Below are 13,382 nucleotides of genomic sequence, written 5' to 3' on the forward strand. Positions count from 1 at the left end.
TTAAAAAGTCTGTTGAAAAGTTAGGAACGATATGCCAAAAGCGGCGATAAGATCTATAGGATTTTATCGCCGCTTTTTTTGTTATTGGTTACTTCATTTTTAATTTTTGTTTTTTTTGCATAATTACTAGTTCCTTTTTTTGAAATACTACTAAATTCCTTTATTTTTCATATTGCGAGAACTTTTCATGCTGTTTAAGCATTGAAGAAGTTGATAATCTTTAAAAATTATAAATTACAAGGTGTATAATAACTATATTGTTACACTATAAAACACCCAATAAATGTTTGATAAACTTACCGAAAAAGCTCGTCAATCGATATTGAAAGCTCAAGAATATGTTCGAGCAAAAGAGCAACAAGATGTACAAATTTCACATCTATTGAAGGGAATGATGGATATCGAAGACAGTATTGTTTTATTCTTGTTGAAAAAAATATCTATAGATATAGGAGAATTAACAAATAGGCTAAGTTTAATAATGGAGACCTACCCAAAGGTGTATGGAGGGAATAATCATGGAAGCCATTTGTCAACAAATGCTAGCAAAGCAATTCAAGCAGCACAAAGTTTGGCAAAAGATATGGGGGATGAATATGTGGCTTTAGATATGATCTTGGCTGGAATATTTACTGTTAAAAATGATAAAACAGTGAAGTTGCTGGCGTCAATGGGAACCAATGAAAAAGATTTAGGCGCTGCAATTAAGGAATTGAGAAAGGGGAAAAATGTTAATACTCCAAGTGGAGAGAATGAATTTGACGCCTTAAATAAATATGCGGTTAATCTCAATGAGCGTGCTAGAACTGGAAAATTAGATCGAATTATTGGTCGAGATGAAGAAATTCGACGCATTTTGCATATTCTATCTAGAAGGAAAAAGAATAATCCTATTATTATAGGAGAAGCAGGGGTAGGAAAAACCGCTATCGTGGAGGGCTTAGCTTGGCGTATTGTGGATAATGATATTCCAGACAATTTACAGGGAAAAACGTTATTTTCGTTGGATATGGCGGCATTGGTTGCTGGTGCAAAATATAAAGGGGAGTTTGAAGAGCGTTTGAAAGCAGTGGTAAAAGAAGTAACTACATCGGATGATGTAATTTTATTTATAGATGAAATTCATACACTAGTTGGTGCTGGTGGTGGTGGCGGTGGAATGGATGCTGCGAATATTTTAAAACCTGCCTTGGCACGAGGAGAATTGAGAACAATCGGAGCGACTACATTGGATGAATACAGACGTTATATAGAAAAAGATAAAGCCCTAGAACGTCGTTTCCAGAAAGTAAAAGTAGAAGAACCTACAGTCGCAGAGACTATTGCTATATTAAGAGGTCTTAGAGATCGATATGAGACACACCACAAGGTGAGAATTTTGGATAGTGCGCTTATTGCAGCGGCTGAAATGTCTAAGCGCTATGTGAGCGATCGTGCCTTACCTGATAAGGCAATCGATTTAATTGATGAAGCGGCGGCTAAATTGCGTTTAGAGTTAAGCTCTGTTCCTGAAGAGTTAGATGCTTTGGAACGAAAGAAAAGGCAATTAGAAATTGAGAAAGAGGTTGTTAAAAGAGATGGAACAAAGAGCAAAATAGGTGTTATTAATAAGCAGTTGGCAGAAATTTCAGAAGATTTGCTTGAAATGAAGAGCGCTTGGGAATCTGAAAAAGAGTTGATTAATATTATTCAGAGCTGTAAGGCGGTCATGGAGGAGTTTCGTATAGAAGCTGAAGAAGCTCGTCGGAATGGAGATTATGCCAAAGTAGCGGAACTGGAATATGGCAAAATAAAAGAACAGGAAGATATTCTTAAAAATGCACAAGCTGATTTGGATAAGTTGGCTCCTGAAAAAAGGATGACAGACGGAGAAGTTGATGAAAGTGATGTAGCAGATGTTGTGTCTCGTTGGACAGGAATTCCTGTTAGCAAAATGATGGAAAGTGAGCGAGAGAAACTGCTTAAAATGGAGGAAAAAATAGGTGAACGTTTGATTGGACAAGTGGCTGCTGTAAAGGCTGTTTCAGATGCTGTTCGCCGAAGTCGCTCTGGTTTGCAAGATACTAAGAAGCCAATCGGTTCTTTTATATTTATGGGAACAACAGGGGTCGGTAAAACAGAATTGGCTAAAGCTTTGGCAGAGTATCTATTCAATGATGAAAATGCGATTACTCGATTGGATATGAGCGAATATATGGAAAAACATGCCGTCGCTCGTTTGGTAGGACCTCCTCCTGGATATGTTGGTTATGAAGAAGGGGGACAGTTGACCAATGCTGTTCGAGAAAAACCATATTCTATTGTCTTGTTAGATGAAATAGAAAAAGCACATCCTGATACATTCAATATCTTATTACAAGTATTAGATGATGGGCGTTTGACAGACAATAAAGGTCGTGTAGCTGATTTTAAAAATACTATTATCATCATGACTACCAATATGGGGTCTAATATTATCTATGAGAATTTTGATGGTTTGGATGATGTAGATGATAAAAAGCGACAAGAAATTATTGACGCAACTCAGGATGAAGTGATTGAAGCGCTAAAAGATCATATGCGCCCCGAGTTTTTGAATCGTATCGATGAACAAGTAATGTTTACGCCTCTTAATAAGGAAGAGATTAAGAAAATTATGTTGTTAATGTTCAAATCGACTCGAAAAAGAGTACAGCGTCAAGGATATGATATCGAATTGTCTAACAAAGCAATTGACTTTTTAGCTGAAAAAGGATACGAGCCACAATATGGTGCTCGACCAATGAAACGAGTATTGCAACGAGATGTGGACAATGAGCTGTCTAAACATCTACTTTCTGGTGAGTTTGATTTGGGAGATGTGATTTATGTAGATGTTAGCTCCAAAAAAGAATTGACCTTTACAAAGAAAAAAATAGAAAAAAAAGTCCCTAAGAAGGTAGAAGAATAGCTTCAAAAATAATAACTCGTTGCGTTTTTTTCTTAGAAAAAAAATATCACATATTGGTTTGATAATCTGTTTTTTGTTGGGCTGATTAGCTCTAAGAGATCTCAAAATTCTAAAAAATCGAACTTAATGCAGTTTTGTAACGGGCTATTGTTGAAAGAAAAAACAAAAAAATAGGTCTTTGTGTGAACATATTGATCTATTTTTTGTTCTTATTTCGTACATATTTATTAAGTAAAATTTTGAGAACTATTACTTCATTATTTACTCCCTTATTTGTATTTATATACTAAGCTGTTAGTTAGCATGTTGTTGGCTAATGAGACTAAAATATTGAGCTATTGAAATTTGTTTCAATAGACAAATTTTCATCCAAATGTATGTTTAACTAACGAGTAGTTAAAGCTTTTAAAGACAGGTGTAAAAAGTATGAAGTAATGAAAAATGAGTACCCTTGGCAAACTACTCCATTCGTGATTTAGCAAAACTTTCGGGCATTAAGGCCCATACCATACGAATATGGGAGCAGCGTTATAGCATTATAGAGCCTAAAAGAACAGCCTCTAATATTCGTTATTATACCGATCAGGATTTAAAGTTCTTGATGAACATAGCATTCTTGAATCGCAAGGGCATTCGTATATCCAAAATTGCTAAACTCAGCAAAGAAGAAATTAAGGCGGAAGTTGACAAATTGTCTAAGACAGAAGCAGAGCATACGGATAATTTTCAGGGCTTAGCAATGGCAATGATGGAATTAGACGAATTTAAAATGGGAAAAATATTGACCAAATGTTTTTCGCAAAATGGTGTCGAAGATACTATCTTGAATGTATTAGCGCCTTTTCTAGAGAAAGCTAGTTTGCTTTGGTTGACGGGATCAATTAGTGCTATGCATGAGCAATTTGCAAGTTGTGTTATCCGTCGAAGAATTTTGACAGAAATTACGAAATTAAAAGTAAAAAAAGGCAATGGATTGCCTAAGGTTTTGCTTTACTTGCCAGAAGGTGACCAACAGGAACTATACCTCATGTTTGTTCAGTATTTGTTGAAAAAACGGAATGTCAATGTTGTTTATTTGGGGACTAAAGTAGTTATTGAAGATTTGCAGTTGGCTACTTCCATACACCAGCCCAATTTTATTTATACGATTATATCAGAGCGCCACAAACGTTATGTATCAGAAAGTTATGTTAAGCAGTTGAGTGATGGCATCGAAACACCTCACTTGCTGATTTCTGGTTTTCAGCATACTCCAAAACAATCTGAGTCTCCGGAAAATGTAACTGTCTTAGACGATTTAAATGACCTAATCGAATTCTTTGCCAACTAATACGTGTATTGGGGTATTTTTATCTTAACTAATCTCCTTTTCATCTTAAAAGCGTTACTTTTGTAGTAGCTATATGTTATGTTTTAATTGGCATATTGTATACGAATGATAATTATGGAATTAACTGCTTTTTTGAATTACCTAGAGTACGAACGCCGTTACTCAAAACACACTATTACAGCTTATAAGCGTGATTTAACGCAGTTCATAACCTATCTAAAGGATCTATATGATTTAAATGAATGGGCTAAACTAAAATCGATCCACCTACGCTCGTGGGTGGTTGCTTTGATGCAACAGGAATTAAGTGCTACATCAATTCATCGAAAAATATCTTCTCTCAAAACATATCATAAGTTTTTGTTGACGACTCAGCGTATTTCGAACCAATCTTTCCCACAAGTGTTATTACCTAAAAAATCGGAGCGATTACCAGCTTTTGTAGAAAAGAGCCAATTGAATAAATTGCAAACGAAGGTTGTTTTTCCTGACGGCTTTTCAGGATTGAGAGATTATTTGATTTTAGAAATATTGTACGTCACAGGTATGCGTCGAAGTGAAGTTATTAATATGAAATGGTCGGATGTTGATTTTCAAAATCAACACTTTAGAATAGAGGGGAAAGGAAATAAAGTTCGATTGGTCCCATTCGGAAAGCCTTTAAAGGAAACGTTGTTGAATTATGAACAGCTTGTCCAAGAAACTTTTCTAGAGAATCAAGAAACTGTTGTCTTTTTAACAGATAAGGGGCGCCCAATGTATCCTAAATTTGTATACAATAAAGTCAAACATTATTTATCTTTGATTACAACTGCTCAAAAAAGAAGCCCTCATGTTTTAAGGCATTCTTTTGCAACACATTTAGCAAATAATGGAGCAGATTTGAATGCTATAAAGGAATTGTTGGGGCATGCAAATTTGGCAGCAACACAAGTGTATACCCACAATTCGATTGAGCAGCTGAAAAAGGTGTACGAACAGGCACATCCGAAGGCAAAAAAATAGTGATTTTATCTTTTATTAGTAACACTAAAGCTAATCAACGACCACAGGTTAACAGCGCAGCTAACTACTACTTTTATAAAATAAAACAGAAAAGAATTTAGAAATGGATAATTTGGGAAAACAAAGGCTTGGAAAATTGGGGATGGAATTGATTTGGTGGTTATTGACAGCAGTAGTGGCATGGATTGTGACAAAACCCTTGTGGAGTGAATTTGTGCGGCAGGAATTTATTTATGAATTGATTTTATTTATTATCATTTTTATCACGTATACTCGATACTTGTTCCTATTGAAATATACCTTTTTATCGCATTTTCAAATAGGGAAATTTATCTTAATTTTCGCCAGTATTCCTTTGACTTTTTATTTGATACAGATGTTTTTTAATTATCAAGATTTTTTGGAACGTCAGAGTGATGGAATGGAAGAGTATCAGATTTATTTTAGGTCAGATATTACGTTTAGCGAACATGGAAAAGTGTTGGCTTATATGACCAAGGTGTATAGCTTTTTTGCATTGAGTGCAATTATAGCAGTAGTGATTTCTCCATTTAGATTATTATTATCTTTTTGGCGGGTGTACAATAAAGTCGGAACAGTGTAATATTCTAGTTATAGTTATGCTAATTGCTGAATATAGGTATGTTATGTGTCTAGTTCTTAGTATTATTATACCATATCATATTGTGTAATCGAGCTTCTATCTACATAAATGGTGTATATAGAATGCTAATTGAACGTAATTTATGAAACAGCTGAGCATATTTTTACCTATATTTTTAATGCCTTTGTTGTTATTGGCACAACAAACACTAGATCCAAAATTTGAGAAAAAAATAGAGGAACTAATTGAGCACAGTGTGCCTGTTATTTCTTGCGAACGTTTGGAGCAAAAAGTGAACACCCCCAATCTTTATTTGCTGGATGCACGAGAAAAGAAAGAGTACGAAACATCTCATTTGAAAGATGCTGTTTGGGTAGGTTATGATACGTTTTCTCCCGAACGACTAACCACGGTTCCAAAGGATGGTATTGTGGTGGTTTATTGTTCTGTAGGGTATCGAAGCGAAAAAATAGGAGAACAACTAAAAAAAATGGGATATTCCAGAGTCTATAATTTATACGGAGGCATTTTTGAATGGACGAACCGAACTTATCCTTTGGTTAATCTTCAAAATGAGGTAACGACTAAAGTACATGCTTATAATCGTGATTGGGGACGTTGGTTGAATAAAGGGGAAAAAGTATATTAAATTAATACGATTTTTTAACGGAATAATGAGTATTTATTCCCTTTCTTTATTGAGGCGAATTATTATGATAAATAAATCGAAATATGAAATTTCCAAAAGCAAATGAGTACAATAGCTACTTTAAAACTTATATAGATCATTTACCAGAGGGGGATCCTATAGAATTGTTACAAAAAGCACAGGCTTATTCATTAAGGATACTTCGAAAAATTCCTAAAGAGGTTGCCAATTACCGATACGAAGAGGGCAAATGGAGTATCAAAGAATTGGTATTGCATATGGTTGATTGCGAGCAAATTTTGAGTTACCGTGCGTTGCGTTTTGCTAGGGGAGATTTTCAAAGTGCGTTGCCTTTTGACGAAGATAAATATGCTACAGCCGCTAATTTAGAACAAATAGACTGGGAATATTTATTGACTTCTACAGAGTTATTAAGACAGTTTACCATCCATTTATTTAAGGGATTTACAGAAGAGGAACAAGTTTTGGGAGGAAGCAAGGCGTTTCCAAGTACGGTACGAGCTGTAGCTACTATTATAGCAGGACATCAGCTACACCATACTTATGTTTTGCAAGAACGTTATTTAAAAGAATCTGTTGAGCCGTTCAATTTATAAGGTGATTTATTGGAACGATATTAGAAATTTTGCTTCAAAAATGACGTTGAAGCGCTTGTGGAATGCCCTCAAAGTTTATAGCTCTTTTTATTTGACAAAGTGGCTCAAACGCCCTATTCAATGGGGCTTGCCTTTTTCTATCTCAATAGAACCTACCACTGCTTGCAACTTGCGTTGCCCTGAATGTCCAAGTGGTTTGCGGGCATTTACAAGAGATACGGGAAATTTGAAAGAAGATTTTTTTCGGAAAATTATAAATGAAATTGGAGATCAACTCTTCTACCTTACTTTTTATTTTCAAGGAGAGCCGTATATCAACCCTAAGTTTTTGGAGATGGTCGCTTATGCCCATCAAAAAGGAATTTATACCTCTACTTCTACCAATGCCCATTTTTTGAATGATAAAAATGCTAAGGCAACGATAGAGTCAGGACTGGATCGTTTAATTATTTCTATTGATGGAACGACTCAAGAGGTTTATGAAGCCTATCGGAAAGAAGGAAATTTGGAGAAAGTGCTGGAAGGAGCTAGAAATATTGTTAAATGGAAAAAAAAGCTGCAATCTCCAACACCGCATATTATTTTTCAATTTTTAGTGGTTCGACCCAATGAGCATCAAATTGAAGAGGTATATGAATTGGCAAAAGAGATTGGAGCTGATGAGGTTAAACTCAAAACAGCCCAGATATATGATTATAAAAATGGAAATGCTCTTATCCCTACAATAGATAAATATGCTCGTTATGCGGAACAAAAGGATGGGACTTATGTTATTAAAAATGAATTGTTGAATCACTGTTGGAAACTTTGGCATTCTTGTGTGATTACTTGGGATGGTTGGGTGGTTCCTTGTTGTTTTGATAAAGATGCTACCTATCGTTTGGGGAGTTTAAAGCATACCTCATTTGAACAAGTATGGAAAGATAAGCCCTATCAGAATTTTCGGGCAACTTTACTGAAAGGACGAGATCAAATTGATATTTGTACCAACTGCACAGAAGGATGTAAGGTTTGGCATTGATTGTTGTTTATTTTGTTGTGAATGAGTTTTTTGAGTTGAAGGCTACTATTGGATTTTAAGAAAAATTATTATGATAATAACGAACAAAATTTATTTTATTTTTATATTTTCTATTCTGTTGTTGAGCTGTGAATCTAAGGTTGAAGATTCTAATGCAACAACAAAGGAGCAAGCAGCTATCAAAAGAGTCCCTAATGAAATAGTGAGTGGTAACGGAGTCTCTGTAGGAGTATACGATTATGACCACTTTAAAAGCTATTTGGAGGCAAACAATGATACGACATATGTGATTAATTTTTGGGCAACTTGGTGCAAACCATGTGTAGAAGAATTGCCTTATTTTGAGCAATTGTATCAAAACTATAGAGATAAGAATGTTCGTTTGATTTTAGTTAGCCTAGATTTTGAAGACAAAATTGACTCAAAATTGATCCCCTTTATGGAACAAAATCAACTAAAAGGGGAGGTGCTTGTTTTGAAACAGCAAGGAATGAATGATTGGATTGATAAAATAAATCCAACTTGGTCTGGCGCGTTGCCCGCTACACTTATTTATAATCAAAAAAAACGTGCTTTTTTTGAGCAGAGTTTTGAATATGAAGCCTTGGAGACACAACTAAAAGAGTTTTTATAGGATTAACACGCAACAGCAGCGAACCGAGCTATGCGAGTTGATGACCGCAGGGAGTAACAAAGTTAATCAACGACCACGAAGTAGCAGCATAGCTAACTACCAAATATCATTACTCCGTTGAAAAATCGTATTAGTTTGATTATCAGCAAGATGTGCTTTTATTGGCTTTTATACTAAAAGACTGATAATCAAACTAATGCAAGATGATTTTTTACGTTTTTACTTCGTGAGCCTACGGGTTCGTAGGAAAACTAAAAAACTAAGCTTGCGCCCTCATGACCAGAGGGAATAATCAACGGAGTATTAAAATATAATAAGTACTAAAAAATAAAAAACAATTTTATTATACCATCTAAAAAAACAACTATGGCAATCTTGAAACAAAGTGTTTTAATGCTTTTATTTCTTGTTTTTGTAGCATCATGTTCTAATGAAGCACCCCAAGAAGAAGCAAAATCAACAACTGAAGAAACAACTGCATCAGCAGCACCTGAAAAAAAAGAAGAAGCAAAACCAACAGTCGTTGGCTACCAAGTTGGAGACATTGCTACCGATTTTACATTGAAAAATGTAGATGGAAATATGCTGTCAATGGCTGATTATCCAGATGCCAAAGGTTATGTTATTGTGTTCACTTGTAATCATTGCCCATATTCTATTGCTTATGAAGATCGTTTGATTGAGTTGGACAAAAAATACAAAGAATTGGGGTACCCTGTGATAGCAATCAACCCTAATGATCCAGAAGTAAATGAGGATGATAGTTATGACAAAATGATTGTCCGTGCAGAAGAAAAAGGATTTACATTTCCTTATTTGATGGATGAAGGGCAAAAAATTTATCCTCAATATGGAGCTACTAAAACACCACATGTTTATGTCGTTAATAAGACAGAAGAAGGAAACAAAGTAGCTTATATCGGAGCTATTGACGATAGCAAAGATCCTGCTGCTGTTAAGGAACATTACTTGGCAAATGCGCTAGATGCTTTAATTAAAGGAGAAGCACCTAATCCTAGTTTTACAAAAGCATTTGGCTGCTCTGTTAAATGCAAAAAGCCAGAAGATAAGATTTAATATTAGCTAAAATATTAGTGACTTAGACTTATTTCTAGAGAAAAAATTTGAGGCAGACTCTTAGCATTAGCAAGAGTCTGTTTTTTATAATAAAAAAAGCTCTCTTCAAAAATGAAAAGAGCTTAGATATGCTTGGAGCACAGAATAAAATGTGCCCATATTTTAAGACCACGAAGTTGCAGTGCCGCTAATTATTGTTTAGTAAGCACGAGCAAATAAAATGCGTTGCTTAGAAGGTTTACCAGTTAAAATACAAGTTCCTTCCCCTTCCTCTCCAAATAAAGGCTCTAGAGGAATACAACGAGAAGTTGCTTTCGTCAATTCCTTGATTTTAAGTTCTGTCTCTGTAGTACCGTCCCAATGAGCATAAGCAAATCCACCTTCCTTAACTACTGTTACAAATTCCTCCCAAGTATCTACTTTGGTTGTCTTTTCGTCTCGGAATTTTTTAGCGCGATTGAATAGGTTGTTTTGAATGTCTTCTAACAATTGCTCAACATGATCTGCAATGCCATCTAATGCAACAGATTCCTTTGTTTTTTCATCTCGACGAGCGACTTCAACAACACCTTTTTCTAAGTCACGTTTTCCAATTGCCAAACGGACAGGAACCCCTTCCATTTCATATTGTGCAAATTTGAAACCAGGACGTTTTTTCTTGTCTATATCATATTTTACAGAAATGCCTTTTTCTTTTAGGGCATGCATAATATCTTCTACTGCCGCATTGATTTCATCGTTAGGTTTAGGCACGGGCACTATAACTACTTGAATTGGTGCTAAACGAGGAGGCAATACCAAACCTTCGTCATCAGAGTGCATCATAATTAAAGCACCCATCAAACGAGTAGAAACTCCCCAAGAAGTAGCCCATACATATTCCTCTTTGTTGTTTTCGTTCAAAAACTTAACATCAAAGGCTTTAGCAAAATTTTGCCCTAAGAAATGAGAAGTACCAGATTGCAATGCTTTGCCATCTTGCATCAATGCTTCGATGGTATAGGTGTTGTCAGCTCCAGCAAAACGTTCATGAGCTGTTTTTTCTCCTTTGTACAAAGGAATAGCCATCACAGACTCTACAAAGTCAGCATAGACATCTAGCATCGTACGAGCTTCTTGTTGCGCTTCTTCTTTTGTGGCATGTGCCGTATGCCCTTCTTGCCATAAAAATTCTGCTGTGCGCAAGAAGGGGCGAGTACGCATTTCCCAACGCAGTACATTAGCCCATTGGTTGATTAACAAGGGCAAATCACGATACGAGTGAATCCAATCTCTATAAGTATCCCATATAATAGTTTCAGAAGTAGGACGAATAATCAGTTCTTCTTCTAGCTTAGCATTCGGATCAACTACCACCCCATTTCCATTTGGGTCATTCATCAACCTATGATGGGTAACAACAGCACATTCTTTGGCAAAACCTTCTACATGATCTGCTTCACGACTCAAAAAGCTTTTGGGGATAAGCAGCGGGAAATAAGCATTTACATGTCCTGTTTCTTTGAAACGTCGATCTAAGTCAGCCTTAATTTTTTCCCAGATGGCAAAACCATAAGGTTTGATGACCATGCAGCCACGTACCTTTGAGTTGTTTGCCAAGCCTGCTTTGTTCACAATATCAAGGTACCATTGAGAGTAGTCCTCGGACTGTGATGTAATTTCCTTAGCCATTTTTTGTGGTATATTTTTTGTAGTTTAATAAATAAAAAAAGATTGTTTTAGGTCTCAATACAAACTTTAACCTGTGTTAAAGTAGGTTGTAAATCAAAATTTTAACAACTTATTGACCCAAAAAAACGTATCTTTATAAGAAAGAAGACACAAATTTATAATTTTTAATCAATTATCTAAGAACAAACTTACTGTTTAATTATTATAATCCACTTAGCTTTCCAAAGAAGGATAGATAAATGGAATAAGTTGATTCTTAAACTTAGAAGTTATAAAAAACAATAGTTAGCAGCAGTGCAACTAACTAAAAGCGCAGCGCTCATGAAGTAAATTAATATGAATGTGCTTTTTTGTCTTTTTGATTAAAAAGAACAAAGTAGTCTAATTTTCTAATCTATTTTCCAACACGCACACTTTTAACAAAAGTTGTTTTGAATCAAAACTCAATAATATGAAATCAAAATATCTATCTATTTTCTTTAGTATTGCATTTTGTTTTGCATTACAATCTAGTTTTGCGCAAAACGATAACATGCAATACGACGATATCTACTTCGATGGAGTAGAAGAGAATGTTGTTTATAAAGAAAATAAAAACCAAACGACGCCAAATAGTTCCCCTGAACTAGAAGTTTATGAAGATGAAATAGTAGAGACAGAAACAGTAAAGGGCGGAGCTTATGAAGATTATCCTATTGATGAAAATTATGAGCCTTATGATTATGAGTATTCTTCTAGAGTACGTCGTTTTCATGCTCCAGCAACAGGATTTGCCTACTACAGCGATTATTATGTAGATAATTATTGGTACAATACCTACGATCCGTATGCTTATGGAACGAGTATTTATATCTCTCCAGGCTACTCTTATGGTTGGGGTTGGGGAAATGTTTATAGCTATGGCTATGGAGGGTGGTATGGACGCCGCTACTACGGAAATCCTTGGGGAGGCTGGCATTATCACCGTCATTATCCTTATTATGGCTCTAATTGGAATTGGGGCTGGGGTGGTTATTACAATGGTTATAATAATGGTTGGTGTGATGGCTACCGAGCTGGTTCTTGGGCTTCTAATTATGGATATAACTATTATGCAGTATCGACGCCAAACGCAATAAATTATGTACCTGTAAGAGGGCGTAGAGGTTCTGACGCTGTTCGCACTAGAGGTGCTCACACAAGTAGAGGACCTGGAGGACGTATGGTAAATACGGGGAATAGCAATAGTTCTGCTAATTCTGCTGTTGCAGATCGTAGTTTGTCCGCAGGGAGAAATGGAGCGGTTAGAAGTGGAAGAACGGTTAATACCAATACTGGTGTGCGTACTAGTACGGTTGCGCCTTCGGCGACAACAAGAGTGCCAAGTGGAGGACGTTCGAATGCAGGAACCCGAACAATAACAACAACGGATAGTAGAGGTCAAACAGTACGTACAACGACAACTCCTACTCGTACTACCATTGTTAGAACAAGAGGGAATTCAACAACTCCTGCAACAACTAATCCAACAAGAATAAGCCCTTCTAGAACAAGTCCAACTAGAAACACTTATACGCCATCTAATAGTAATAATCCGTATACCACACCACGTGCCAATACATATACGCCATCTAGAAGCACAACACCGTCTAGGAGTACAGCACCATCTAGAACTTACACACCAAGTCGTTCGACAACGCCTTCTAGAACCTACACGCCAAGTCGGTCAACAACACCTTCTAGAAGCTATACACCAAGTCGTAGTGCAAGTCCTTCGAGAAGTAGTAGTTCCTCCTCAAGAGGTAGCAGTTCTTCAAGAGGGAGTTCTAGCTCTTCGAGAAGTAGTCGAGGCGGAAGAAGATAAAT

General features: G+C 36.0%; 11 protein-coding genes. 10 read left to right on the forward strand and 1 reads right to left on the reverse strand.

The annotated features are described in order from the left end of the window. Window positions 1-283 precede the first annotated feature (283 nt). From CG11_RS12905 to CG11_RS12945, 9 genes are all read left to right on the forward strand, one after another. The gene (locus CG11_RS12905; protein WP_052596820.1) at window positions 284-2,929 is read left to right on the forward strand and encodes an ATP-dependent Clp protease ATP-binding subunit; all 2,646 of its coding nucleotides are present in this window, start codon (window positions 284-286) and stop codon (window positions 2,927-2,929) included. Between the two features lie 451 nt (window positions 2,930-3,380). After that, window positions 3,381-4,259 (forward strand): MerR family transcriptional regulator, encoded by an 879-nt coding sequence (locus CG11_RS12910; protein WP_052596822.1) that lies wholly within the window; start codon window positions 3,381-3,383, stop codon window positions 4,257-4,259. Window positions 4,260-4,373: 114 nt separating this feature from the next. Beyond that, window positions 4,374-5,264, forward strand: a complete 891-nt coding sequence (locus CG11_RS12915) for a tyrosine-type recombinase/integrase (RefSeq protein ID WP_052596823.1) — start codon at window positions 4,374-4,376, stop codon at window positions 5,262-5,264. A gap of 103 nt (window positions 5,265-5,367) precedes the next feature. Continuing rightward, window positions 5,368-5,868, forward strand: coding sequence for a hypothetical protein (locus CG11_RS12920; RefSeq protein WP_052596827.1), 501 nt, complete (start codon window positions 5,368-5,370; stop codon window positions 5,866-5,868). Between the two features lie 142 nt (window positions 5,869-6,010). Continuing rightward, window positions 6,011-6,517, forward strand: coding sequence for a rhodanese-like domain-containing protein (locus tag CG11_RS12925; protein WP_063833098.1), 507 nt, complete (start codon window positions 6,011-6,013; stop codon window positions 6,515-6,517). An 83-nt stretch (window positions 6,518-6,600) separates the two neighbouring features. Then, entirely contained in the window at window positions 6,601-7,134 is a 534-nt protein-coding gene (locus tag CG11_RS12930; protein WP_052596830.1) for a DinB family protein, read from the forward strand. Between the two features lie 40 nt (window positions 7,135-7,174). Next, window positions 7,175-8,155: a radical SAM/SPASM domain-containing protein gene (locus CG11_RS12935; protein WP_052597058.1), complete on the forward strand. Its 981-nt coding sequence runs from the start codon at window positions 7,175-7,177 to the stop codon at window positions 8,153-8,155. 70 nt (window positions 8,156-8,225) lie between these two features. Next, window positions 8,226-8,789 carry a TlpA disulfide reductase family protein gene (locus CG11_RS12940; RefSeq protein WP_052596833.1) on the forward strand — a complete coding sequence of 188 codons (564 nt, stop codon included), beginning with the start codon at window positions 8,226-8,228 and terminating at the stop codon, window positions 8,787-8,789. A 366-nt stretch (window positions 8,790-9,155) separates the two neighbouring features. Continuing rightward, the gene (locus CG11_RS12945; protein WP_231512795.1) at window positions 9,156-9,866 is read left to right on the forward strand and encodes a thioredoxin family protein; all 711 of its coding nucleotides are present in this window, start codon (window positions 9,156-9,158) and stop codon (window positions 9,864-9,866) included. A 198-nt stretch (window positions 9,867-10,064) separates the two neighbouring features. Here the strand turns inward: CG11_RS12945 and proS are convergent, their stop codons facing one another. Further along, the gene (gene proS, locus CG11_RS12950) at window positions 10,065-11,537 is read right to left on the reverse strand and encodes a proline--tRNA ligase (protein ID WP_052596834.1); all 1,473 of its coding nucleotides are present in this window, start codon (window positions 11,535-11,537) and stop codon (window positions 10,065-10,067) included. Between the two features lie 451 nt (window positions 11,538-11,988). On the opposite strand from proS, the gene CG11_RS12955 reads away from it, so the two are divergent. Further along, a complete protein-coding gene (locus CG11_RS12955; RefSeq protein WP_052596835.1) occupies window positions 11,989-13,380 on the forward strand; it encodes a hypothetical protein in 1,392 nt (463 codons plus the stop codon). Window positions 13,381-13,382 lie beyond the last annotated feature (2 nt).

The sequence above is a fragment of the Aureispira sp. CCB-QB1 genome, assembly GCF_000724545.1.
GTDB lineage: Bacteria > Bacteroidota > Bacteroidia > Chitinophagales > Saprospiraceae > Aureispira.